The 23144-nt window shown below is 58.3% G+C and carries 22 protein-coding genes; 13 read left to right on the top strand and 9 right to left on the bottom strand.

Features of this window, described 5'->3' with window-relative positions; translation table 11 throughout:
• Window positions 1-601: 601 nt before the first annotated feature.
• The 3 genes from rpsT to mutM all read right to left on the bottom strand — a co-directional run bounded on the left by rpsT (window position 602) and on the right by mutM (window position 2881).
• Entirely contained in the window at window positions 602-865 is a 264-nt protein-coding gene (gene rpsT, locus QNI81_RS14730) for a 30S ribosomal protein S20 (RefSeq protein WP_005608828.1), read from the bottom strand.
• A gap of 322 nt (window positions 866-1187) precedes the next feature.
• Complete coding sequence (gene acuK / locus QNI81_RS14725) at window positions 1188-1964, bottom strand: acryloyl-CoA hydratase (RefSeq protein ID WP_283966975.1); 777 nt, start codon at window positions 1962-1964, stop codon at window positions 1188-1190.
• A gap of 65 nt (window positions 1965-2029) precedes the next feature.
• On the bottom strand, window positions 2030-2881 hold the full coding sequence (gene mutM / locus QNI81_RS14720; protein ID WP_283966974.1) for a bifunctional DNA-formamidopyrimidine glycosylase/DNA-(apurinic or apyrimidinic site) lyase: 852 nt from the start codon (window positions 2879-2881) through the stop codon (window positions 2030-2032).
• Between the two features lie 86 nt (window positions 2882-2967).
• On the opposite strand from mutM, the gene ubiE reads away from it, so the two are divergent.
• Window positions 2968-3720 (top strand): bifunctional demethylmenaquinone methyltransferase/2-methoxy-6-polyprenyl-1,4-benzoquinol methylase UbiE, encoded by a 753-nt coding sequence (gene ubiE, locus QNI81_RS14715; RefSeq protein ID WP_005608820.1) that lies wholly within the window; start codon window positions 2968-2970, stop codon window positions 3718-3720.
• A 3-nt stretch (window positions 3721-3723) separates the two neighbouring features.
• Complete coding sequence (gene ubiB / locus QNI81_RS14710; RefSeq protein WP_283966973.1) at window positions 3724-5250, top strand: 2-polyprenylphenol 6-hydroxylase; 1527 nt, start codon at window positions 3724-3726, stop codon at window positions 5248-5250.
• Window positions 5251-5352: 102 nt separating this feature from the next.
• Here ubiB and QNI81_RS14705 read toward each other — a convergent pair whose 3' ends face one another.
• On the bottom strand, window positions 5353-6528 hold the full coding sequence (locus QNI81_RS14705; RefSeq protein ID WP_283966972.1) for an acetyl-CoA C-acyltransferase family protein: 1176 nt from the start codon (window positions 6526-6528) through the stop codon (window positions 5353-5355).
• A gap of 108 nt (window positions 6529-6636) precedes the next feature.
• Between QNI81_RS14705 and QNI81_RS14700 the strand changes: the two genes are divergently transcribed.
• From QNI81_RS14700 to tdh, 3 genes are all read left to right on the top strand, one after another.
• On the top strand, window positions 6637-7203 hold the full coding sequence (locus tag QNI81_RS14700) for a helix-turn-helix domain-containing protein (RefSeq protein WP_005608813.1): 567 nt from the start codon (window positions 6637-6639) through the stop codon (window positions 7201-7203).
• Between the two features lie 164 nt (window positions 7204-7367).
• A complete protein-coding gene (locus QNI81_RS14695) occupies window positions 7368-8552 on the top strand; it encodes a glycine C-acetyltransferase (protein ID WP_283966971.1) in 1185 nt (394 codons plus the stop codon).
• 16 nt (window positions 8553-8568) lie between these two features.
• On the top strand, window positions 8569-9600 hold the full coding sequence (gene tdh / locus QNI81_RS14690) for an L-threonine 3-dehydrogenase (protein ID WP_283967891.1): 1032 nt from the start codon (window positions 8569-8571) through the stop codon (window positions 9598-9600).
• A gap of 217 nt (window positions 9601-9817) precedes the next feature.
• On the opposite strand, the gene QNI81_RS14685 is transcribed toward tdh, so the two are convergent.
• The 3 genes from QNI81_RS14685 to QNI81_RS14675 form a co-directional block, all read right to left on the bottom strand.
• Window positions 9818-10555 (bottom strand): metallophosphoesterase family protein, encoded by a 738-nt coding sequence (locus QNI81_RS14685; protein ID WP_283966970.1) that lies wholly within the window; start codon window positions 10553-10555, stop codon window positions 9818-9820.
• 180 nt (window positions 10556-10735) lie between these two features.
• Window positions 10736-12331 carry a phosphoglycerate dehydrogenase gene (gene serA, locus QNI81_RS14680; protein ID WP_283966969.1) on the bottom strand — a complete coding sequence of 532 codons (1596 nt, stop codon included), beginning with the start codon at window positions 12329-12331 and terminating at the stop codon, window positions 10736-10738.
• 93 nt (window positions 12332-12424) lie between these two features.
• Window positions 12425-13570, bottom strand: coding sequence for a phosphoserine transaminase (locus QNI81_RS14675; RefSeq protein ID WP_126136062.1), 1146 nt, complete (start codon window positions 13568-13570; stop codon window positions 12425-12427).
• Between the two features lie 578 nt (window positions 13571-14148).
• Between QNI81_RS14675 and serB the strand changes: the two genes are divergently transcribed.
• Together serB and QNI81_RS14665 are read left to right on the top strand one after the other, a co-directional pair.
• On the top strand, window positions 14149-15024 hold the full coding sequence (gene serB, locus QNI81_RS14670) for a phosphoserine phosphatase SerB (RefSeq protein ID WP_283966968.1): 876 nt from the start codon (window positions 14149-14151) through the stop codon (window positions 15022-15024).
• Between the two features lie 4 nt (window positions 15025-15028).
• Complete coding sequence (locus QNI81_RS14665) at window positions 15029-15787, top strand: TSUP family transporter (RefSeq protein WP_283966967.1); 759 nt, start codon at window positions 15029-15031, stop codon at window positions 15785-15787.
• Window positions 15788-15805: 18 nt separating this feature from the next.
• Here the strand turns inward: QNI81_RS14665 and QNI81_RS14660 are convergent, their stop codons facing one another.
• Window positions 15806-16813: an asparaginase gene (locus QNI81_RS14660; RefSeq protein ID WP_283966966.1), complete on the bottom strand. Its 1008-nt coding sequence runs from the start codon at window positions 16811-16813 to the stop codon at window positions 15806-15808.
• A gap of 227 nt (window positions 16814-17040) precedes the next feature.
• Here QNI81_RS14660 and QNI81_RS14655 point away from each other — a divergent pair, with 227 nt between their 5' ends.
• The 3 genes from QNI81_RS14655 to QNI81_RS14645 all read left to right on the top strand — a co-directional run bounded on the left by QNI81_RS14655 (window position 17041) and on the right by QNI81_RS14645 (window position 19362).
• The gene (locus QNI81_RS14655; RefSeq protein WP_005608792.1) at window positions 17041-17574 is read left to right on the top strand and encodes an invasion associated locus B family protein; all 534 of its coding nucleotides are present in this window, start codon (window positions 17041-17043) and stop codon (window positions 17572-17574) included.
• A 224-nt stretch (window positions 17575-17798) separates the two neighbouring features.
• Complete coding sequence (gene rlmN, locus QNI81_RS14650) at window positions 17799-18992, top strand: dual-specificity RNA methyltransferase RlmN (protein ID WP_126136058.1); 1194 nt, start codon at window positions 17799-17801, stop codon at window positions 18990-18992.
• A 163-nt stretch (window positions 18993-19155) separates the two neighbouring features.
• Window positions 19156-19362: a hypothetical protein gene (locus QNI81_RS14645; RefSeq protein ID WP_005676094.1), complete on the top strand. Its 207-nt coding sequence runs from the start codon at window positions 19156-19158 to the stop codon at window positions 19360-19362.
• Window positions 19363-19566: 204 nt separating this feature from the next.
• On the opposite strand, the gene QNI81_RS14640 is transcribed toward QNI81_RS14645, so the two are convergent.
• Window positions 19567-20415, bottom strand: a complete 849-nt coding sequence (locus tag QNI81_RS14640) for an LOG family protein (RefSeq protein ID WP_009177592.1) — start codon at window positions 20413-20415, stop codon at window positions 19567-19569.
• Window positions 20416-20571: 156 nt separating this feature from the next.
• Here QNI81_RS14640 and QNI81_RS14635 point away from each other — a divergent pair, with 156 nt between their 5' ends.
• The 3 genes from QNI81_RS14635 to dapD all read left to right on the top strand — a co-directional run bounded on the left by QNI81_RS14635 (window position 20572) and on the right by dapD (window position 23127).
• Window positions 20572-21525 carry a threonine/serine dehydratase gene (locus QNI81_RS14635; protein WP_009177546.1) on the top strand — a complete coding sequence of 318 codons (954 nt, stop codon included), beginning with the start codon at window positions 20572-20574 and terminating at the stop codon, window positions 21523-21525.
• A 48-nt stretch (window positions 21526-21573) separates the two neighbouring features.
• Window positions 21574-22173 carry a GntR family transcriptional regulator gene (locus QNI81_RS14630; RefSeq protein WP_283966965.1) on the top strand — a complete coding sequence of 200 codons (600 nt, stop codon included), beginning with the start codon at window positions 21574-21576 and terminating at the stop codon, window positions 22171-22173.
• A 126-nt stretch (window positions 22174-22299) separates the two neighbouring features.
• Window positions 22300-23127 carry a 2,3,4,5-tetrahydropyridine-2,6-dicarboxylate N-succinyltransferase gene (gene dapD, locus QNI81_RS14625; RefSeq protein WP_283966964.1) on the top strand — a complete coding sequence of 276 codons (828 nt, stop codon included), beginning with the start codon at window positions 22300-22302 and terminating at the stop codon, window positions 23125-23127.
• Window positions 23128-23144 lie beyond the last annotated feature (17 nt).

Here is a 23144-nt window from a genome sequence, read left to right as displayed (position 1 = left end):
GCTGCGCCTCACGCATCCTGTGTTATGGCCGGATTTTCGGCCTATCGTTTCGTCCCAGTCCGGCTGTTCTGCTCAGAACAATCCGGTCACGATCGGGCACAGAAAGAACGTCGCCAGCCTGCATGCAAACTGACCTTCACGTGTTTCGATAACCGAAAACAACGTCATGTAACGTGCGGCAACACACAAAATGGCCGCAACGAAAAAACGTTCGCCCTTAATTCACTGAATGAGACAGATGCCTAACGTGAAGTGCGCGACGCACTACGCCGTATACTTCATTGTTCCGGTGCCACGCGCAGCGCGCAGATCACCGGCTATAACAACTCTAATGCCCGTCAGAGTTGTCGCGAGCAGCCTGTCCCCCCAGCGAATGAATCGCTGCAACAGTGGTAGCAATTTCGGACATAGAGCGGCAACGAAACTATGATGTTGACTCGGGCTTGGACGACAAAGAATCTCTGCGACTCGTCAGAAGTGACCGGAATCCTTCAAACAAAAAAGCACCGCCATCAGCGGTGCTTTTTCAGGTTGAAATCTGGATCAACGCCGCTAGCGGCGCGACATCAGAATCGCCGGACTGGCCAGCGTAAGAAGAGCGTTAGCCCAGCGCTTTCACCCGCGCGGACAGACGGGAGATTTTACGGGACGCGGTGTTTTTGTGGTAAACGCCTTTGGTCACGCCGCGCATCAGTTCGGGCTGAGCCGCGCGCAGAGCTGCGGTTGCAGCTTCTTTGTCGCCGGATGCGATGGCTTCTTCGACTTTACGCAGGTAGGTGCGGATGCGCGAACGACGAGCTTTATTGATGGCAAAGCGCTTTTCGTTCTGACGTGCGCGCTTCTTAGCCTGAGGAGTGTTTGCCATGGTGTGGTGACCTTATCTTCGAGTTCGTAGTGTTCAATTATGGCGAATGCCAGCCGAACCCGGATCGGATCACCGGTCGTGATTCTAGCCTAAGCGGGCTGCACGCGCATGTATGACGGCGGTCATTACTGGATTCGCACACAAAGCGCAAGCGATCCCTTGAAACACCGTTTCTTGGAGTGTCTCGCCGAGGAGAATGCAAAAAACGGGCCCGCGGGCCCGTTTTCAAACCTCGCTATCTAACCGGAGGCCATAGTATTTTAGGTATCAGTGGGGCCCGTACGGCGTCATTTGCGTCGGCACAGAACCTCACCAAATCTGGTTACTTGTCCCGGAACTGCGCTTCGCGCTTTTCTAGGAAAGCTGCCATACCTTCCTTCTGGTCTTCTGTTGCAAACATGGAATGGAAGACCCGCCGTTCAAAGAGCATGCCCTCGCTCAGCGGCAATTCATACGCGCGATTGACTGCCTCCTTGGCGGCAATCGAGGTCAGAACTGATTTCTCGGCGATCTTATTGGCCGCGGCCATCGCCTCTTCGATCAGTTTCTTGGCCGGAACCACGCGCGACACCAGACCGGCCCGCTCCGCCTCTTCGGCAGTCATGAAGCGGCCCGTCAGGTTCATATCCATCGACTTCGACTTCCCGACAAACCGGGTCAGGCGCTGAGTACCGCCCATGCCTGCGATCACACCGAGGTTGATCTCGGGTTGGCCAAACTTTGCGGTTTCTGCTGCGATGATGAAATCACACATCATGGCAACCTCGCAGCCCCCACCCAGCGCGTAGCCGGATACAGCCGCGATAATCGGTTTGCGGATGGCCGAAATCCGATCGTTGGTGTCGGCAAAAAGATTCGACGTGAATACGTCGACATAGCTCATCTCCGACATCTCTTTGATGTCGGCGCCCGCTGCAAAGGCTTTTTCCGAGCCGGTCAGCACGATGCAGCGCACTTTGTCGCTGGCGTCCGCTTCTTCCAAAGCGGCACACAACTCGCCCAGAAGGACGGAATTGAGCGCGTTCAACGCTTCAGGCCGGTTCAGCTTGATGAGGCAGACGTGGTCCTGAATATCGACGTTGATCGTCTCATAGGCCATGACAATTCGCTTTCGGTTGTTTCTCCTGAACCAGAGTCATTATCACGGCGGCTCTCGCTTTCAAGCTATCTTTGGCACTTGCCACAGTAGAAGGACGACCGCCCTGATTGGGTGATTCGAGTGACCGTCCCCCCACAGCCAACCCGTCGGCAAGGCTCTCCTTCGCGCCCGTATACATCAAAGGTATGTTGAAAATATCCAAGTTCGCCATTGGCTTGGCGAAAATCCTTGAGCGACGATCCCCCCGCTGCAATCGCGTCTAGCAACACTCGACGAATGATAGGAACCAGCGCTGCAACGCGCGGCGCGCTGATTTTTCCAACTTCGCGACGTGGCGAAATGCCCGCACGGAAAAGCGTCTCACAGACATAGATATTGCCAAGGCCCGCGATGATTCCCTGATCGAGCAGCGCGGATTTCACGGGCGTCTTGCGGCCCTTGAAGGCTGTGACAAGGTGATTTTCATGGAAATCGTTCCCCAAAGGCTCCGGTCCCAGCACCGCAAGCAGCTTGTGACTGTCGGCTGTCGCCGTATCCAGCAGGTCCATCGCACCAAAGCGGCGAGGATCATTAAAAGTGACCCGCGCGCCATTTTCCATGTGAAAGACCACATGATCATGTTTGGCGGTTTGCGGATGCGCATGCACAAACTGGCCAAGCGGGTCACCCGATACCGTCATCCGCCCTGACATACCAAGGTGAACCAAAAGCGTCTCGCCGCTATCAAGGTCAGCAAGGATGTATTTCGACCGCCGTCGCATCGACAACACCCTGCGCCCCGATAGCCGGTCCGCCATACGATCCGGAAAAGGCCAGCGCAAATCGGGCCGGTTCACATCTGCGCGGGTGATGACCGCCCCCTCCATAGAGGGTTGCAGGCCCCGCATCACCGTCTCGACCTCGGGCAATTCAGGCATTAGAGGACTCCCCTGACAGAAGGGCGCATTGTGCCGCCCCGTGAGCGCTCTATAACAAGTGCGAAACTGCGAGGACGACAAGGCCAATGACCGAGAAATCTGACAGCACCACCCATTTCGGCTTTGAAACCGTGCCGGAGCACGAAAAGGCAGGCCGGGTTCAGGGGGTCTTCAACTCCGTTGCCTCGAAATATGACATCATGAACGATGTGATGAGCGTCGGCATTCACCGAATCTGGAAGGATGCAATGATGGACTGGCTCGCGCCGCGCCCCGGTCAGCGTCTGCTGGATGTGGCGGGCGGCACCGGTGACATCTCCTTTCGTTTCCTAAAACGTGCAGGCTATGGTCACTCCACCGTGCTTGATCTGACCACACCGATGCTGGAAGAGGGTCGCAAACGGGCAGAGGCCGAACAAATGGCCGAGAGTTTGGACTGGGTGACCGGCGACGCAATGGCGCTGCCGTTCAAAGACAACACCTTCGACGTCTATACTATTTCTTTCGGAATTCGGAATGTGACCCGCCCGCAAGAAGCCCTGAACGAAGCCTACCGCGTCCTGAAACCCGGCGGACGCCTGATGGTGCTGGAGTTCAGCCAATTGCCCAACGACGGGCTGCAAAAACTCTATGATCTCTATAGCTTTAACGTGATCCCGCGAATGGGGCAGATGATCGCAGGTGACTATGACAGTTATCAATATCTCGTGGAATCGATCCGTAACTTTCCGGATCAAGACACATTCCTCGGAATGGTAAAACAGGCCGGGTTTGAAAATGCAAAATACCGCAACATGTCGATGGGCATTGCAGCTCTGCACTCGGGCTGGAAGATCTGATCGATGCGCGGACCTCACAATATCATCCGCCTGATCCGCACAGGCGCGACCATGGTGCGCACCGGCGCCATGAATGTGGTACTCGACGCCTTCGACGCGCCGGCCCCTTTGCGCATGGTGGCCTATACACTTGGCTGGCCTTTCCAGTGGCTTGGCTACAAGGGCGACCCATCCATGCCACCGGCAACCCGTGCAATCACCGCATTGGGGCCTGCCTACATTAAATTCGGTCAGGTGCTCTCAACCCGCCCCGATGTGGTGGGCGAGGATATGGCGCGGCAGTTGCGTGTCTTGCAGGACAAACTCCCCCCCTTCCCGCGCGAAGTCGCCATGGCAGAGGTCGCCAAGGAATTGGGCCGCCCGGTCGATGAGATTTTCACGGAATTTTCCGAGCCGATCGCCGCTGCGTCCATCGCGCAGGTCCATCGCGCCCGCCTGACAGAGACCGGTCAGGACGTAGCGGTCAAGGTTTTGCGCCCCGGTGTTGAGCGTGCCTTCCGCAAGGATGTGGATGCATTCTACTTTGCCGCCCGCATTGCGGAACTCTTCGCACCCGGCGCCAAACGCCTGCGCCCCATGGATGTGATCACCCACTTCGATGGCGTTGTCCGTGGCGAACTGGACCTGCGCCTTGAAAGTGCGGCCGCCTCAGAGTTCGCGGATAACACCTCCAATGACGCGGGCTTCCAACTTCCGCCAGTGCTGTGGAATTACTCTGCTCGCCGGGTGATGACGCTGGGCTGGGCCGACGGGTTGCCGATTGGCGACAATGACGCGCTCGATGCCGCAGGCCACGACCGGCACGCGCTGGGTCAACGGGTCTTGTCCCTGTTCCTGAACCATGCGCTGCGCGACGGGTATTTCCATGCTGACATGCACCAAGGCAATATGAAGGTTGCCGCCAATGGCGACATCATTGCCTATGATTTTGGCATCATGGGCCATATCGACCTTTATACCCGCCGGGTCTATGCCGAGATCCTCTATGGTTTCATCAAACGCGACTATAAACGCGTGGCCGAAGTCCATTTCGAGGCAGGCTATGTGCCCGCCACGCAGGATGTGGACGAGTTCGCCCGCGCATTGCGGGCCGTAGGCGAGCCGATCTTTGGCATGGACGCCACGCATATCTCCATGGGACGGCTCTTGAACTATCTCTTCGAGGTGACAGAGCGTTTTGGCATGGAAACCCGTACCGAGTTGATCCTGTTGCAGCGCACCATGGTGGTGGTCGAAGGCGTCGCCCGCTCGCTTGATCCGCGCATCAACATATGGGACGTCGCAAAACCGGTGGTGGAGGACTACATCAAATCCTCGATCGGCCCCCGCGCTATCGCGTCCGATCTGGGCAAGACTGCGTTGGTCTTGGCCCGCTTTGGCCCGCGTCTGCCGACTTTGGTGGAACGTGCCCTGATCGCCCAGGCGCAAGAACCTGAAGATAAATCAGCCCGCCGCCCTTGGAAACGTGCCGCAGCCGCGGGCGCAGCTGTTGGTGTCCTCGCCACTCTCATCATCACGCATGTAATATAACAAAAGAGGGTGCCGACGATATCAGCACCTTCTTCTAACCTAAAATATCCTGGGGTGAATGCGCGCCAGCGCAGAGGGGCAACGCCCATCTGCCCGATCAGGTCAAAGACGCTCGATTGCCAGTGCAATACCCTGACCACCACCGATACACATGGTGATGATGGCCCGGCGACCGCCCGTGCGTTCCAGCTCATACAGCGCTTTCACGGTGATGATGGCTCCGGTTGCCCCCACCGGATGCCCCAATGCGATCGCACCGCCATTGGGGTTCACTTTGGCGGCGTCGAGCCCGAGCGCTTTGTTCACCGCCAGTGCCTGTGCTGCAAAGGCCTCGTTCGACTCAATGAGGTCGAAATCCCCGATGGTCATATCGATGCGCTTCAACAGCTGCTCCACCGCCGGAATCGGACCAACGCCCATCACCTCTGGCCGCACGCCTGCATGGGCATACCCCAGAACGCGTGCCTTGGGTTTCAGACTGGCCTTCTCCGCCGCCTCACCGGTCGCCAGCACCAGTGCTGCCGCGCCATCGTTGATCCCCGACGCGTTCCCCGCCGTGACACGACCCTCCTTCTGAAACACCGGGCGCAGGCCTGCGAGCGCTTCCATTGAGGTCGCCTTGGGGTGCTCATCGACTTCAAACGGCACCATATCGCGTTTGACTTTCACCTCGACCGGTACGATCTGACTTTGGAAGTAGCCCGCCTCGATCGCCGCTGCGGCGCGGGTCTGGCTGGCCATCGCAAATGCGTCCATCTGTTCACGGGTGATCTCATGCTCGTCCGCGACATTCTCTGCGGTCACCCCCATATGGCCGGTCCCAAAGGGGCAATTGAGCGCACCCAGCATCATGTCGAGCGATTTCACATCGCCCATTTTCTGCCCCCAGCGGGTCGAGGGTGTGATGAAAGGACTGCGCGACATGTTCTCGGCACCACCCGTTAGTGCAAACTCCGCGTCGCCCAGCATCAAGGCCTGAATGCCCGAAACAATCGCTTGCGCGCCCGATCCACACAGCCGGTTCACATTCATCGCTGGTGCGATCTCGGGAATACCTGCCTGCATCGCGGCCACTCGCGACAAATACATGTCGCGCGGCTCGGTGTTGATGACATGGCCGTAGACCACGGTGCCGATTTGCGCAGGCTCAACACCGGAACGCTCCATTGCTGCCTTGGCCACCGTCGCGCCCAGATCGATCGGCGCAGTTTGTGCCAATGCGCCACCAAAGGCACCAATCGCCGTGCGCGCGCCGTCCAGAATCACGATATCCGTCATGTCTCACTCCTCATGTCCGTTTGCGCCAGTATGCACCCGCAGCATAAACCTGTCCCGCAGGACGTCCCGTCATTGACAGCCACTGCGGCGCGCGCCACTACTTCCGTCATGACGGACACAACAGACGATATCCTGACCCTTTTGCCCGCCCGCCTGAAAGAGGCACGCCGGGCGCAAGGGTTGAGCCTAGAGGCGGTGGCGAACCTTTCCGGGGTCAGCCGCTCAATGGTGAGCCAGATCGAACGGGGGGAGAGCTCTCCCACGATTGCAACACTGTGGAATCTCACCCGCGCACTTCAGGTGGATTTCGCCGGCCTGTTGGAGGCCAGCGAGACGGTCGACCGCATCGATGTTCTGCGCGCGCGGGATGTGCCGGTGATCGACAGCAAGGCCGCGCAATGCACCATCGCCATCCTGTCTCCGCCCGAAGATGTCGGCGGGCATGAGGTCTATGACATCAGCTTCGCTGCCGGAGGGGCCTTGATCAGCCAACCACATGCGCCCGGCACGCGGGAACAATTGACGGTCTTGGAGGGAACGGTTGTTTTGACCTCCGGCACGGCGGAGGATCGCCTCTCGCCAGGAGATACAGCCCGATATGCGGCGGATGTTTCGCACGCGATTGCCGCCCCGGACGGCGCTGCGCGGGTTTTCCTGATTGTGAAGAACAGTTGAGGGGCGCGGCCCCTCTTGGCCTCTCGGCCAATTCACCCCGGGATATTTTCGGTTAGAAGATGAAAATTCCGTAATTGCGGATTTTTTTCCGTAAAGCTGAAATTCCACCTTTACGGAAGCATGTCCACTATGACAGACTTCGGGAAACAACCGGAGTCGTGCTCATGTCCAATGCTTTCCTCAGCCACATCAGCGAAACCCTGACGCAGATCGAAGCCGATGGTCTTTACAAGCGCGAACGAATGATCACCTCGCCCCAGGCGGGCGAGATCCACGTGGGCGACCGCGCGGTCATCAACCTCTGTGCCAACAACTATCTTGGCCTGGCTGATCATCCAGATCTGATTGCCGCTGCAAAGGCTGTGATGGACGACAAGGGTTATGGTATGGCTTCGGTCCGTTTCATCTGCGGCACGCAGGATCTGCACCGCGAGCTGGAGCAGCGCATTGCAAAATTCCTGGGCAAGGACGATTCGATCCTGTTTGCCGCTTGTTTTGACGCAAATGGTGGGCTGTTCGAACCCTTGCTTGGGCCAGAGGATGCGATTGTCTCCGACGGTCTGAACCACGCTTCCATCATCGACGGTATCCGCCTCTGCAAGGCGCAGCGCTACCGCTATGCCAACAACGACATGGCAGATCTGGAGGCCAAGCTGAAAGACGCCCGTGCAGCCGGTGCACGCCACGTCATGGTAGCCACCGATGGCGTGTTTTCCATGGATGGTTATCTGGCCAACCTGCCTGCAATCCGCGAAATAGCCGACCGTTATGATGCGGTGGTTATGGTCGATGACTGCCATGCGACGGGGTTCATGGGGCCGCATGGGGCCGGCACGCCGGATCATTTTGGTATCGACGTCGACATCCTGACCGGCACGCTGGGCAAGGCGCTGGGCGGTGCGATTGGCGGCTATATCGCCGGGTCGCAGCCGGTGATTGACCTGCTGCGTCAGCGCGCACGGCCCTATCTGTTTTCAAACTCGTTGCCGCCTGCGGTCGTGGCGGCCGGTTTGGAAGCGATCCGTCTGGTTGAAGAAGGCGAGGATCTCCGCAAGCAGCTGTTCAAGAATGCCAAATTCTGGCGTGAGGGCCTGACGGAACTGGGGTTCGACCTGCTGCCCGGCGAACACCCGATCATCCCGGTGATGTTGGGGGATGCCAAGCTTGCACAAGCCATGGCGGCCAGGCTCTTTGACGAAGGTGTTTATGTCTCCGGCTTCTTCTTTCCCGTCGTGCCCAAGGGTCAGGCTCGCATTCGCACCCAGATGAATGCCGCCCTGACCCGTGAGGAATTGACCCGAGCCCTCGGCGCGTTTGAGCGTGCGGGCAAAGCCTGTGGAGTGATCTGACATGCTGCCCAACACGATGAAAGCTCTTGAAAAATCCAAACCCGAAGAGGGTCTTTGGATGGTGCAGGTGCCGGTACCTGACATCGGGCCGGATGATGTTCTGATCAAGGTCAACAAAACCGGCATTTGCGGCACCGACATTCACATCTGGAACTGGGACGATTGGGCCGCACATACCGTGCCCGTGCCGATGATCACCGGCCATGAATTCGCAGGCGAGATCGTGGAGCTGGGGCGCAACGTGACCGGGCTCTCGGTCGGGCAGCGTTGCTCGGGGGAGGGGCATCTGATCGGCACCGAGAGCCGTCAGTCACGCTCCGGCAAGTTTCACCTTGATCCGGGCACGCGCGGGATCGGGGTCAACGAGCAAGGCGCATTTGCGCAATATCTGCGCCTTCCCGCGTTTAATGTGGTGCCCCTGCCCGACGACATTCCGGATGAAATCGGCGCGATCCTCGACCCGCTGGGCAATGCCGTACACACCGCGCTGAGCTTTGATCTGCTGGGTGAAGATGTGCTGATCACCGGCGCAGGCCCCATCGGCATCATGGCAGCAGCCGTCGCCCGCCACGCCGGGGCGCGACATGTGGTCATCACGGATGTGAACGCTGACCGCCTGACGTTGGCGGAACAGGTCGCACGGGTGCGACCCGTCAACGTGGCCAAGGAAGACCTGAATGACGTGAAGCACGAGCTGGGTCTGAAAGAAGGCTTTGACGTCGGGCTTGAGATGTCCGGTAACCAGCAGGCTCTGGACCAAATGGTTGAGGCCCTGGTGATGGGTGGCAAGATCGCGCTTCTTGGGATTCCACCGGGCAAATCCCCGGTCGATTGGTCGCGCATCGTCTTTAAGGCGATCACTATCAAAGGCGTCTATGGCCGCGAGATGTTCGAAACCTGGTACAAGATGATCGCCATGCTGCAAAACGGTCTTGATGTAAGCAAAGTAATCACTCACCGCTTTTCTGTTGATGATTTCGGACAGGGCTTTGCAGCCATGAAGTCAGGCCAAAGCGGTAAGGTCGTGTTGGATTGGACTGGGCGTTAGTCCGCGTTCAAACGAAAAGAGGCAGGCAACCCCGATCCGGGGTGCCTGCCACAGTAAGGACAACGTGAAGCATAACTAAACGCCGCTGAAGACAGGGGATCCTGCTTGCAGGGGGCTGCAAAGGAACAGCGCGTTAGCCACGCACATCGTGATACAACCTTTACGGGTGCCGTGGCAACAATTCTCTCGCAAAATCGCTTCTGGCGTGTGCCGTGCCCTATGACTGTCCAGGTTCCAGTGGCTTGCGCCCCTCGGAGGTCAGGCTCCATGCCTTATCCCCTTCGAACACCACGGGCACGAGGGTACGCCCGTACCCTGCCCCACAGTCAATATCGACACGATTGCCATAATGAACCGGACATTTCTCGGCAGTATGCCCATGCACGATCAGATGCGAGTGGCTCTCGGTGTTCTCAAGAAACCCCTGCCGAATCCATAGCATATCGTGCTCGGTCTGTTCCTTCAGTGGCACACCCGGGCGAATACCTGCATGCACAAAGAACTGCTCACCTGCCTGATGAGACAGAGGCAACGAATCGATCCAAGCCAAATGTTGAGCAGGAACTGCCGCGCGTGCGGCCTCATGCACACGGGATTTACGATCCCCCGGGCCGCAGTCCACACCATAAGAGGCCAGCGTCTGCGCGCCGCCGATGCGTTCCTGTAAATAATAGAGCTCAACCGGAAGATGCGGGTCTTCTCGCGGAAAATCTTCCATAAACCAGGTAAACATACGGTCATGATTGCCCTTGAGGCAGATCCAATTGCGGCCGTCGGCCTGACCTTGCATCAAACGGTCAATGACACCCCGGCTGTCAGGACCGCGGTCCACATAGTCGCCCACAAAGACCACCTCCGCCTCAGCACCACCATCCATGGTGATCAGCTCCAACGCGCGCTCAAGCTGTTCGGTCTGCCCGTGAATGTCACCGATTGCATAGATAGGTTTGGTCATAGGAGAGGCGTCTTTCGATTGTCTGCAGTCAGAGGCGGTCATCGCACCGGAGTAAATGCGTCCGAGGCCATTTGCCGCCACAATGGCGCGCGGGCGCGTCAGGGCAAGTAAAAACAGGTATTTAATACAAAAACGGGCCCATCCTTCGATGAGCCCGCATTCTTTTCAAATCACCCGGTGTCAGGCGACGTCGAATGCCAGCGGCTTGATCTGGGTGAAATACCCGGTCTCCGCCAGCTTCGCGCGTGCATCGGCTGGAACTTCTGCATCCACATAAAGAAGCGCGATTGCCTCGCCGCCAACCTCATTCCGGCCCAGCGTAAAGTTGGCGATGTTCACATCCATATCACCAAGGGTCTGCCCCAAGGTACCGATGATGCCCGGAACGTCCTTGTTGGTGGTGTAGAGCATGTGCGCGCCAACTTCGGCATCGATATTGATGCCCTTGATCTGGATGAAGCGCGGCTTGCCATCCGAGAACACGGTGCCCGCGACAGAGCGCTCGCGTTTTGCCGTGACGACAGTCACCTTGATATAGCCATCAAAAGAGCCGGACTTGTCCTGATTGGTGGTAGAAATCTGGATGCCGCGCTCTTTGGCCACAACGGGCGCGGAGACCATGTTCACATCAGGGTTCACCTTTTTCATGATGCCCGCGACCACCGAACAGTTTAGCGCATCAAGGTTCATGTCAGCCGCGACACCATCATAGAGCACATTGATCGCGGTGATCGGCTCATCCGTCATCTGGCCGGCAAAAGCACCGAGATGGTCAGCCAGTTTGATCCACGGACCCATGACTTTGGCTTCTTCAGCAGTCACTGACGGCATGTTGAGTGCGTTTTCCACTGCACCAGTCAGCAGATAGTTTGCCACCTGGTCTGCAACTTGCAGTGCCACGTTTTCCTGCGCCTCAGTTGTCGCGGCCCCAAGGTGCGGTGTGCAAACCACATTGGGCAGGTTGAACAGAGGGTTTTCCTTGGCCGGTTCCACAGAGAACACATCAAAGGCCGCCCCTGCAACATGACCCGAGGTCAGTGCTTCGGCCAATGCATCTTCGTCCACCAGACCACCACGGGCGCAGTTGATGATGCGCACGCCCTTCTTGGTTTTGGAGATGTTCTCGCGGCTCAGGATATTCTTGGTCTGCTCGGTCAGCGGCACATGCAGAGTGATGAAATCAGCGCGGGCCAGCAGCTCGTCCAGTTCGACCTTTTCGACCTGCATCTTCTTGGCTTTTTCCTCGGATAGGAACGGATCATAGGCCACAACCTTCATCTTCAGGCCCCGGGCGCGGTCGCAGACAATGCCGCCGATGTTGCCAGCGCCAATCACGCCGAGGGTCTTGCCGGTCAGCTCGACGCCCATAAACTTGGACTTTTCCCATTTCCCGGCATGGGTCGAAGCAGAGGCCTCGGGGACCTGTCGCGCCACAGCGAACATCATCGCGATGGCATGTTCAGCGGTGGTGATCATGTTGCCGAAGGGGGTGTTCATGACGATCACACCCTTTTTCGACGCGGCTTCCTTGTCGATGTTGTCGGTGCCGATCCCGGCGCGGCCAATCACCTTGAGGTTGGTGGCGCTTTCCAGAATCGTCGGCGTCACCTTCGTGGCGGAACGGATCGCGAGGCCATCATATTGTCCGATGATTTCAGCCAGCTTTTCCTTATCCTTGCCCACGTCGGGCAGGAAATCGACGTCGATACCACGGTCACGGAAGATCTGAACGGCGGCGTCCGAGAGTTTGTCGGAGATGAGTACTTTGGGGGCCATTTGTATTGGTCCTTTGTCTGCGGGGGCCAGGGTGCGGCCTGAAATAGCGGGAGTGGTTGGGTGCCGCCTGGGCTGACGCCCAGACGCTATCCTTTAGCCTTGCGCGGCGATCTCGGCCTCAAAGGCCCATGCGAGCCACGGCAGCATGGCCTCGATATCGGCCGTCTCGACCGTGCCGCCACACCAGATCCGAAGACCGGCAGGCGCGTCACGGTAAGCACCGATATCATAGGCGATGCCCTCGGCCTCCAGCCGCTTGGCCACAGCCTTGGCAAAGCTCGCGCCATCCTTGATCCGCTTGTCCGTGAACTTCAGACACACAGAGGTGTTGGAGCGCGTCGCCGGATCATTGGCGAGGTTTTCAATCCAGTCGTTGGCATAGGCAAAGGCGTGGATCGCATTGGCATTGGCATTGGCGCGGCCAATGAGCCCCTCAAGGCCGCCGACCGACCGCGCCCAATCGAGCGCGAACAGATAGTCCTCAACCGCCAGCATCGACGGCGTGTTGATGGTTGCACCGGTGAAGATCCCGTCGATCAGTTTGCCGCCTTTGGTCAGGCGGAAGATCTTTGGCAGCGGCCATGCGGGCGTGTAGCTCTCCAGGCGCTCGACTGCGCGGGGGCTGAGGACGATGACGCCATGTGCCGCTTCACCGCCCAGCACTTTTTGCCAGGAGAAGGTCGTCACATCGAGCTTTTGCCAAGGCAGTTCCTGTGCGAAGGCCGCAGAGGTGGCGTCACATATCGTCAGACCTTCGCGGTCGTCTTTGATCCAGTCGCCATTGGGAACCCGCACGCCGGAGGTGGTGCCGTTCCATGTGAAAACCACATCATTATCGGTGTCCACCGTCGCCAGATCGACGATGTCGCCATAGTCGGCGGTCTTGACCTCGGCGTCGATTTTCAACTGCTTCACCACATCGGTGACCCAGCCCGCGCCAAAGCTCTCCCAGGCGAGCATCTCGACCTTGCGCGCACCCAGCAGGTTCCACATCGCCATCTCGACCGCGCCAGTGTCGGACGCAGGCACGATGCCGATCTTGTAGTCTGCGGGGATGCCCAGAACCTCGCGGGTGCCTTCGATGGCGGCGAGGAGCTTTTCCTTGCCGACGGCAGCGCGGTGGCTGCGACCCAGAGGCGCGCCAGCGAGTTTGGACAGATCATAGGTGGGGGGTTTGGCGCAGGGGCCAGAAGAAAAACGCGGATTGGCCGGCCGCGATGCCGGTTGTGCAATAGCCATAAATGCTACCCTTCCAGATAAGCGCCCCTCGTTGGGGAGGGGTGTCCCACCAACAGCGATATGCGGGGGTGCGATTCCGCGCAACTGGGAAAATCGACCGTTTGCGCCGCTTTGGAAAATTTTTGCGACCCCGGATGACGCCAATCGGAAACTTTGGCGGATAGCTGCGGAAGGCCCTCAACAATGACAGGTAGTTGTTGCCGGCAGAGTCCAACTGTGATTCAGTAGTGAGGCCCGCCGACGTTTCATGCTTAATCCGGGAAGATTAGCAGCCCTTTTTGGGCTTAGAACGTCGGTGTGGCTTAACCGGTACCGTTTTCGGTCCAGGCTTTTTGGTTGCTCTTTCGGTTCGCGTTACCGTCTTGCACGTTTTGACCATTTCACATCACCTCCTTTCGGTAGCAGATGCTACAAAATGTAGTGTGTGCCGACGGGCCTCAGTCAAGATGATCCCTGAAGCACCGTCATTTGACAACCCCCTATTCGTTCACCAAGTGTTCTGGTGGCTTTCCTCAAAGTAGGCGGTAAACAACCGAAAAGGTTCAGAAATCGCCCCCTGCCTCGCGAAGGAGTTAATCATGTTCGTCGCCACCCTGCTCGTGAACCCTGCCAATCCGACGCTAGAGCCTTCATTGGTCGAGTCGCTGAGGAACGCTTGGGGCGGTGGTGAGGCCCACTGGCTGAACCCCGGCATTGCGGCGGAGTTCACGCTGGAAGCGCTTCCCGACAATCAATGGGAGGTCTGGAGCGATCTGCAAGGCATGGGCGTCGATCTGGTCCTGCAACCCACTGAGGGACGGCGCAAGAAGATGCTGCTGGCAGATATGGACTCAACCATGATCCAGCAGGAGTGCATCGACGAACTGGCGGATGAAGCGGGTGTTGGCGCGCGGGTCAAAGACATTACCGCCCGCGCCATGAACGGCGAATTGGATTTCGAGGGCGCGCTGACCGAACGCGTTGGATTGCTCATGGGCCTTTCCGAATCTGTGATCAGTGAGGTTCTGGACAACCGCATCACCTTTATGCCGGGGTGTCGCGCACTCTTGGCAACGATGAAAGCCGATGGGGCATACGCGGCGCTGGTTTCTGGTGGATTTACCGCCTTTACCGCGCGTGTCGCGGCAGAACTGGGGTTTGACGAAAACCGCGCCAATACTCTGATCGTCGCGGAGGGCACGCTGACAGGCGAGGTGGGCCACCCAATCCTTGGCCGCGAAGCCAAGGTCCAAGCGCTCGAACAGATCACTGCGCGCCTTGGTATTTCCGAGGCAGACGTGATTGCGGTCGGCGATGGGGCCAATGATCTTGGCATGTTGACCCGTGCGGGGGCAGGCGTCGCGCTGCACGCCAAACCCTCGGTCGCGGCAGAGTGCAACATCCGCATCAATCACGGTGACCTAACGGCTCTCTTGTATGTGCAGGGCTATAGCCGGGACGCTTTCAAAGGATAATTGAATGTTCGAAGTCACCTTCGAGGTGCTGCTGCTGTTGATGGCAGCGGGCTTTGCCGCTGGTTTTATTGACGCGGTCGCCGGTGGCGGCGGGCTCATCACAGTGCCCGTCCTGCTCATTGCGGGGGCAAACCCGGTCACGGCGCTTGCGACCAACAAGATCCAGGGGCTGTTTGGCGCGGCCACGGCGGCGATCACCTATGCCCGCGGCGGCCATGTGGATCTTCGCACACAATGGAAACCTGCGGTAATCGCGTTTTTCGCCTCCATCGGCGGGGCGCTTTTGGTGTCGGTGCTGCCGGTCAATCTGATCCGCTACGCCCTGCCGGTCCTTTTGATCGGAATCGCAGTGTTTTTTGCCACCAAGAAGGGGCTGAATGATGTGGACCGCGCACGCCGTTTGTCGCCTGCGGTGTTTGCGGCCACCATGGTACCGCTTTGTGCAGCATATGACGGTTTGTTCGGTCCCGGTGCGGGCAGTTTCTATATGCTCGCCTTTGTGGGGCTTGCAGGCTACGGAGTGCTCAAGGCGACCGCGCACACAAAGCTGTTGAACTTAGCGTCAAACGCGGGCGCGCTGGCGGCTTTTGCGGTTGTCGCAACACCGTGGTGGTTCACCGGCCTCTCCATGGGTCTTGCTCAGATCGCAGGTGCGCGAGTTGGAGCGGGACTTGCTCAAAAACAGGGGGCAAAGGTGATCAAGCCGCTGTTGGTTCTGACGACCGTCACCCTTGCCCTGAAACTGATCTGGGATCTTCTGTAATCTGCTAAGTCTGGGCAGTTAGAACTGCAGGCCGGCGGCGGGGCGCATGTCGCCACAGTGGATGCCGTTCCAATTGGTAATTGGCGCACTCATATAGGACTTGGCCGAGGGGCTGTTGCCATCGAGCGCGCCAAGACTCACCAGTAAGGTTGTGATCGCGTTCTCAGCCGCGCGCGTGGTGCCATCCACGACTTTCAGTGCGATCCCCAGCTCTTGCTCGGGGAGGATGGCAACAAACACGCCCTCCGCCCCTGTTTTTACGGAAACCTTACCGCCCATATCCCGCATCAAAGCCGTGCAGGCGCGACCTTCGCCAGCCACCAGCTCCGGATGTAGTGCCATGGCTTCGCGCAACTGTACCGCCGCATCATCGGCGCGCCCGTTGCGGGTGTGTGCCGAAGCAAACCAGCCCATGGCGCGCGCAAGTCCTGTAATGCTGCATGCAAAATTAGGCGCAGAGCACCCGTCTATGCCATATGTGGGGCTGGTCTCTCCGGTGGCTTCTTCAAACGCCTCTTGGCAGGCCTGCTGTACCGGGTGGTCGATCTCCACATACTCAGATCCCGCTCCCAAGTGCTGAGAGAGCGTTAGGAAACCTGCGTGCTTTCCCGAGCAGTTGTTGTGGATTTGGCACGGGCTGTCGTCATGTTTGATAAGACTATGCAGCACCTCACTGTCACGCGGTTTCTGTGCGCCGCAGCGCAGGTCACCCTCACCAAGGTTCAACTGTTCAAGCCAATTGCTGACCCGGTCAATGTGGATGCGCGCGCCGTTATGAGAGGCGCAAGCCAGCGCGAGTTGCTCGCGCGTCAACCCGTAGCGCGCCGCAGCCCCCGAGGTCAAAAGCGGAAGTGCCTGTACCATTTTACAGGAACTGCGTGGATAGATCACCTGTTCCGGGTTGCCCCAAACGCGCACAACCTCCCCTTTGCCGTTGCAGATCACGGCATGGCCGAGGTGCTGGCTTTCGAGCAGGCTACCCCGCCAAATTTCGGTAAAAGGTGCAGGGGCGATCGGACTGGTCATAGGCTTGGCTCTTTGTTTTTAGGAATTTTAATCGCAGCAGACATTCAAAACCCCGGCTTTTCAAGGAAAAGGCGGCAAAAACCTGCCAAACCCAGCAATTGCGCATGGCCCTCGTTCCGCTAATATGCTTGTGTCAAGGATCATGAGGCATGGGCACAGACGGTGTGCAAAACACCGCACACAAGGCCCGGAGACAATTGAGGAAGACAGTCTTGGAGGCGGGACGTATGGCATTGAAACTCCGTCGCTTAGCAGGCGCGCTTATGCTGGCTGGCATGGCCACCACCGCAAGCGCACAGCAAGCAACGACAGATAACCGCGTGGGTGCGCATGTGGATTGGAGCGTCTTTGAAGAGACCTCTCCGCGCGAGTGCATAGGCGTCTCGGCACCGAAAGAAACGGTGAACACCCGCGATGGCCGCGTGGTCGCCGTGCGTCGCAGTGAAATTCGATTGTTTGTGTTTTATCGCCCGGATGGCGGCAACAAAGGTCAGGTTACCTTTACCGGAGGCTATCCTTTCGCCCCCGGTTCTACAGTGAATATGAAAATCGGTGATTCCGAATTTGAGCTGTTCACCGAAGGGGAATGGGCATGGCCTGCAACGCCGACCGATGATGCCAAGATCATCACCGCGATGAAGCGGGGATCAGATGCATCGCTAACCGCACGATCCTCGCGGGGGACGCAAACCAAAGATACCTTCTCTTTGCTTGGCTTCACTGCAGCGATTGAAGACGCAGAGAAGCGCTGTTCCGGCTGAGGCGCAAGCGATCAAGACCGACATGAGGCGGCGAAGCGCGGGCTTCGCCGTTTTCTTTTGCGAGGCGCTGCCTCGCGCTCCGGGATATTTTGGGTTAGAAGAGATACGTGGCCTGTTGCCCCATGCATAGCAGGGTTGAACGAGAATCCTTTTGATCTTGGGCCGATCTCCTATATAGAGCCGCATCCAGCCCCGTTTTGACACAAGCCAGCGAGACCCGTCTCATGACAGCCTCAGCGCCGATCACCCAAGATGTTCTGACCCTGCCCCGCAAGGAGCCGGAAGGTGGCAAGATAAACCTTGTCGGCCTGACCCGTGACCGCATGCGGGAAGTGCTGATGGAACATGGCACGCCGGAAAAACAGGCGAAAATGCGGGTCGGTCAGATCTGGCAGTGGATCTATCAGTGGGGCGTGCGTGATTTCTCTGAGATGACCAACCTCGCCAAGGCGTATCGCGCCCAGCTTGAGGAAACATTCGAGATCCGCATTCCTGAGGTTGTGTCGAAACAAGTCTCAACCGATGGCACCCGAAAGTATCTGGTGCGGATCAATGGTGGCCATGAGGTCGAAGTGGTCTACATCCCAGAAGATGATCGCGGCACGCTGTGTATTTCGTCGCAGGTGGGATGTACGCTGACCTGTTCCTTCTGTCACACTGGCACCCAGAAGCTGGTGCGCAATCTGACGCCCGCTGAGATCATCGGTCAGGTGATGATGGCGCGTGATGATCTGGAGGAATGGCCGACGCCCGGCGCACCCAAAGACGAGACTCGTCTGTTGTCCAACATTGTGCTGATGGGCATGGGCGAGCCTCTCTATAATTTTGAAAACGTGCGTGATGCGATGAAGATTGCGATGGACCCCGAAGGGATATCGCTGTCACGCCGTCGCATTACCCTGTCGACCTCAGGCGTGGTGCCCGAAATCGCCCGTACTGCAGAAGAGATCGGCTGCTTGTTGGCGATTTCGTTCCACGCCACCACCAATGAGGTGCGCGACGTGCTGGTGCCAATCAACCGGCGCTGGAACATTGATGAGCTTTTGCAGTCCTTGGCGAATTACCCCAAAGTGTCGAACTCCGAGCGGATCACCTTTGAGTATGTGATGCTGGATGGGGTGAATGACTCTGATGAGGATGCGCACCGGCTGTTGGAGCATATCAAACGCTACAACATCCCGGCAAAGATCAACCTCATTCCCTTCAATGAGTGGCCCGGAGCGCCCTACAAACGGTCGTCAAACAACCGTATCCGGGCATTTGCGAACATCATCTATCAGGCCGGTTACGCCTCTCCGATCCGCAAGACGCGTGGTGACGACATCATGGCGGCCTGCGGTCAGTTGAAATCCGCCACAGAACGCGCTCGCAAGAGTCGTAAACAGATCGAAGCCGAGGCGGGCATGGGCCAAAACTGAGCCTCGCCAACACAACTGAGATCCTCCGAGGCGCTGCGAATAATCGCAGCGCCTTATTCTTTCCCAATTTTAGCAAAATTTGCGCCACCTGAGGCCGACAGTCTCAGAATCAGAAACAGTACACGGAAACAATCTCCGGACAGCAAATAGAGCAAAGGGCAGAATGATGATTGGACAACAGACCGCGCAAATGGATGATGGTATTCTCTCGTTGGTACGTGAGGAACGGCGTAAAGCACTGAGCCCGCGTGAATGGCAATTTCGCCTGCGTGGCTATGGATATGCCATCCGCGACGAGGACGGCACACAGGTGCTGACGCGTCTGCCGCGCGGTGAAGCCGTCGGAGTTTTGCCTGCGGACATGAGCTGATCGGTCGTCAGGTTTTCCAAATTCTTATGGTCTGACGCGCTCCCGACGTTCCCACAAACGTTCCCATCCCACCCACAAGGGAAAACGACATTTGACCATAGGTTTCCGCCCTTTCGGGCGGACCCGCGCGCCGGGCCCCATGGGCCCGGCGCGCGGTCGTCTGGCGCTACTCTTGCGACCAAATTTCAGGTGTTGCGGTGACGCTTAGCGCTCGCGACCGGGCAGGTTTTGACGTGCAGGGACCGGGTTCCATGCGTCAATCGCCTCGATCGCCTCATCTGCACTTTCGACAAATTTAAACAGATCAAGATCCTGTTCGGAGATGGTGCCCGCGTCCGCCAGCGCCTCCCAATTGATGATCTTCTCCCAGAAACTGCGACCAAAGAGCAGGAACGGCACCGGTTCCATGCGACCTGTCTGGATCAGCGTCAGCGCCTCAAACAGCTCATCCAGGGTGCCAAATCCACCCGGAAAGACGCAGATCGCCTCCGCACGCATCAGGAAATGCATCTTGCGGATCGCAAAATAGTGGAAGTTGAAGCAAAGCTCAGGTGTGACAAATTCATTCGGAGCCTGCTCGTGTGGCAACACGATGTTGAGCCCGATAGATTCACCTTCGGCATCTACCGCGCCACGGTTTCCAGCCTCCATCACACCGGGCCCACCTCCTGTCACAACCACATGACGACGCCCGCCAGAAGCCTTGGACTTCTCGGTCATCTTGCGCGCGAACTCGCGTGCCTCATCATAGAAATGACTAAGATCCGCGAGCGTCTGAGTACGCGCTTTATCCTTGTCGCGAGGGGCCGGTATGCGAGCGCCGCCGAACATCACGACGGTGCTCTCGATGCCTTTTTCATCAAGCATCAGCTGCGGCTTCAGCAGTTCCAACTGCAGCCGCACTGGGCGCAGTTCCTCACGGCACAAGAAACCCTCATCCGCGAAGGCTAGCTGATAGACTGGCGACTGGGTCTGCGGCGTAACGGGTACATGTTCGGCGCGGCTACGGTCTGCGCGGGCATCGGGGAAACGGCTATTGCGGTCGTCACTCATATCAAATCTTGCCTGTTCTTTGATCCAAAAGGTCAGACCCTGTCATAGCCCGAGCGCCTTCCTCAGGCCAGCGCTCAAATCCTGTCATCTATCCCCTTGCCTCCTGCGAGCATTTCCCTAGGGTTCGCCGCAAACGCACTGAGACGAGGTACGACGATGGATTGGACAACCCAGATTTCCGGCGCGCACAGCAGAATTGCCGCGCATGTGGTGGAAACCCCAACCGTCTCGGTGCAAAGCTTCGGCCTCGCCTTCCCGGTAGAGTTGAAACTCGAACATCTTCAACATGCGGGCAGCTTTAAGGCGCGCGGCGCATTCAATACGTTACTGTCAAATCCCGTCCCCGAGGCAGGTCTGGTTGCAGCGTCTGGCGGCAATCATGGCGCGGCCGTCGCCTTTGCTGCGCGAGCATTAGGGCACAATGCCAAAATCTACGTGCCGGAAATTGCCGGACAGACTAAGATTGACCTGATCCGCTCGACGGGTGCGGATCTGGAGGTTGTTCCCGGAGCCTATGCAAATGCGCTGGAGGCCGCACAGGATTGGGAACTGCAGACAGGTGCCATGCAGATCCATGCCTATGATGCGCCCGCAACGGTCGCGGGACAGGGCACTCTTTTTGCGGAATGGGAAGAGCAAGGGCTGGATGCAGACACCGTGCTGATCGCGGTTGGTGGCGGCGGTCTCATTGGAGGCGCATTGGGGTGGTTTGAGAACCGTCGCAAAGTGGTTGCGGTGGAACCTGCTACGTCCTGCGCACTAAAAGCAGCCCTGATGGCAGGCAAGCCTACTAATGTTGATGTTAGTGGCATTGCCGCCAATGCGCTGGGCGCTCGGCGGATCGGCGATATCTGTTTTGATCTTGCTCACAACGCGCGCACTCCTAGCGTAATTGTTCCGGATGCCGCCATTGAAGCGGCGCAACATGCGCTCTGGCGCGACCATCGCCTGCTGGTGGAGCCTGCGGGGGCCACGGCTCTGGCCGCATTGATGTGCGGCGCGTATCTGCCCGCACGTGGTGAGAAAGTCGCGGTGCTCTTGTGCGGTGGCAATATTGACCCTGAACCCCTAAGCGATCCCGCCACACAACTTGATGTCTCCTTCACCTAAGGGCCGGAAAGTCTTGCGGCATTGGTCATCGCACCCTATCGAACGGACATGAGTGAAACCGCCGTCGACAAGATATTTCGCGCCTTGATGGAACGGATCGTGACCGGCGATCTGCCCGCGGGTGAGAAACTGCGGCAGGACCATATCGCGCGCGATTTTGAAGTGAGCCATGTGCCGGTACGCGAAGCTTTCTTGCGACTGGAAGCAAAAGGGCTTGCAAAATCAGTGCCCCACAAGGGGATGCGTGTCACCGAGCTGGAACCCACAGAGATCAGAGAAGTGATCGAAATGCGGGTTGCCTTGGAGGTTCTGGCACTGACACATGCCCTGCCCCGCCATGATGATCAGACCTTGGCAGAAGTGGACGCAGCCCGCGTCGCCTGCGACGGCGCGCGTGACATGATCACTTGGGATCGCTGCAATCGCCGGTATCATTTTGCATTGCTCGTGCCATGTGGGATGCCACGACTGCTGTCATCGATCGAAGACCTTCATATCACTGCGGCCCGGCATCTCTTTGCCTATTGGCGTGACCGTTGGGTGTCGCGCCCAGACAGCGATCATGCCGCTCTACTGGAAGCTGTCAGGGCACAGGATTTGACACTGGCCTGTGATATCCTGCGCCGCCACCTGCGGCGGGTCAGCTAAAGATAGCCCCCACACATCTGCTTACCTGCCGCTTCACCCGCGCGTATGGGCGTGTTCAGGGCATGACGCATGTGGCTTTTGCGGCTATAAGCGCCCGAATCCAACAAAAACCCGGAGCCGGAACACATGTCCAACGCGCAGCTGGAAACCGCAATCGAGGCCGCCTGGGAGGCCCGTGACACCATCACCCCCGCCACCAAAGGCGAAACCCGCGACGCTATTGAGGCAACCCTTGCCGCACTCGACAGCGGCAAACTGCGTGTGGCGGAAAAACAGGACGGCGGTGACTGGCACGTGAACCAGTGGGCGAAAAAAGCCGTATTGCTGGGCTTTCGCCTGAAAGACATGGAAGAGCAATCCGGCGGCCCGCAGGACTCTGGCTGGTGGGACAAGGTCGACAGCAAGTTCAAAGGCTGGGAAGCGTCTGACTGGCAATCCGCAGGCTTTCGCGCGGTGCCGAACTGCATCGTCCGCAAATCCGCCTATATCGCCCCCGGTGTGGTGCTGATGCCGTCTTTCGTGAATCTCGGCGCCTATGTCGACGAAGGCACCATGGTTGATACCTGGGCCACAGTCGGCTCCTGCGCGCAGATCGGCAAAGGCGTGCACCTCTCTGGCGGTGTCGGTATCGGCGGCGTTCTGGAACCGATGCAGGCTGGTCCAACCATCATCGAGGACAACTGCTTTATCGGCGCGCGTTCTGAAGTGGTCGAAGGTGTGATCGTGCGCGAAGGTTCCGTGCTCGGCATGGGGGTCTTTATCGGCCAGTCCACCAAGATCGTTGACCGCGAAACCGGCGAAGTGATGTACGGCGAAGTACCGCCCTATTCCGTCGTGGTCGCAGGTTCCATGCCCTCCAAGAATGGCGTCAATCTCTATTGCGCGGTGATCGTGAAGCGCGTGGACGAAAAGACCCGCTCCAAGACTGGTATCAACGAGCTTTTGCGCGACTAAATCCGCATCAAAAGCGG

This window comes from Tritonibacter sp. AK171 (genome assembly GCF_030127025.1).
In the GTDB taxonomy this organism is placed as follows: domain Bacteria; phylum Pseudomonadota; class Alphaproteobacteria; order Rhodobacterales; family Rhodobacteraceae; genus Epibacterium; species Epibacterium mobile.
This window is presented reverse-complemented; position numbering and strand designations above follow the sequence as displayed.

Bases quoted from the DNA above. Each gene is read 5' to 3' on its own strand.
- rpsT (WP_005608828.1), bottom strand. From the start codon at position 865: ATGGCAAACACTCCTCAGGCTAAGAAGCGCGCACGTCAGAACGAAAAG.
- acuK (WP_283966975.1), bottom strand. From the start codon at position 1,964: ATGGCCTATGAGACGATCAACGTCGATATTCAGGACCACGTCTGCCTC.
- mutM (WP_283966974.1), bottom strand. From the start codon at position 2,881: ATGCCTGAATTGCCCGAGGTCGAGACGGTGATGCGGGGCCTGCAACCC.
- ubiE (WP_005608820.1), top strand. From the start codon at position 2,968: ATGACCGAGAAATCTGACAGCACCACCCATTTCGGCTTTGAAACCGTG.
- ubiB (WP_283966973.1), top strand. From the start codon at position 3,724: ATGCGCGGACCTCACAATATCATCCGCCTGATCCGCACAGGCGCGACC.
- QNI81_RS14705 (WP_283966972.1), bottom strand. From the start codon at position 6,528: ATGACGGATATCGTGATTCTGGACGGCGCGCGCACGGCGATTGGTGCC.
- QNI81_RS14700 (WP_005608813.1), top strand. From the start codon at position 6,637: ATGACGGACACAACAGACGATATCCTGACCCTTTTGCCCGCCCGCCTG.
- QNI81_RS14695 (WP_283966971.1), top strand. From the start codon at position 7,368: ATGTCCAATGCTTTCCTCAGCCACATCAGCGAAACCCTGACGCAGATC.
- tdh (WP_283967891.1), top strand. From the start codon at position 8,569: ATGAAAGCTCTTGAAAAATCCAAACCCGAAGAGGGTCTTTGGATGGTG.
- QNI81_RS14685 (WP_283966970.1), bottom strand. From the start codon at position 10,555: ATGACCAAACCTATCTATGCAATCGGTGACATTCACGGGCAGACCGAA.
- serA (WP_283966969.1), bottom strand. From the start codon at position 12,331: ATGGCCCCCAAAGTACTCATCTCCGACAAACTCTCGGACGCCGCCGTT.
- QNI81_RS14675 (WP_126136062.1), bottom strand. From the start codon at position 13,570: ATGGCTATTGCACAACCGGCATCGCGGCCGGCCAATCCGCGTTTTTCT.
- serB (WP_283966968.1), top strand. From the start codon at position 14,149: ATGTTCGTCGCCACCCTGCTCGTGAACCCTGCCAATCCGACGCTAGAG.
- QNI81_RS14665 (WP_283966967.1), top strand. From the start codon at position 15,029: ATGTTCGAAGTCACCTTCGAGGTGCTGCTGCTGTTGATGGCAGCGGGC.
- QNI81_RS14660 (WP_283966966.1), bottom strand. From the start codon at position 16,813: ATGACCAGTCCGATCGCCCCTGCACCTTTTACCGAAATTTGGCGGGGT.
- QNI81_RS14655 (WP_005608792.1), top strand. From the start codon at position 17,041: ATGGCATTGAAACTCCGTCGCTTAGCAGGCGCGCTTATGCTGGCTGGC.
- rlmN (WP_126136058.1), top strand. From the start codon at position 17,799: ATGACAGCCTCAGCGCCGATCACCCAAGATGTTCTGACCCTGCCCCGC.
- QNI81_RS14645 (WP_005676094.1), top strand. From the start codon at position 19,156: ATGATGATTGGACAACAGACCGCGCAAATGGATGATGGTATTCTCTCG.
- QNI81_RS14640 (WP_009177592.1), bottom strand. From the start codon at position 20,415: ATGAGTGACGACCGCAATAGCCGTTTCCCCGATGCCCGCGCAGACCGT.
- QNI81_RS14635 (WP_009177546.1), top strand. From the start codon at position 20,572: ATGGATTGGACAACCCAGATTTCCGGCGCGCACAGCAGAATTGCCGCG.
- QNI81_RS14630 (WP_283966965.1), top strand. From the start codon at position 21,574: ATGAGTGAAACCGCCGTCGACAAGATATTTCGCGCCTTGATGGAACGG.
- dapD (WP_283966964.1), top strand. From the start codon at position 22,300: ATGTCCAACGCGCAGCTGGAAACCGCAATCGAGGCCGCCTGGGAGGCC.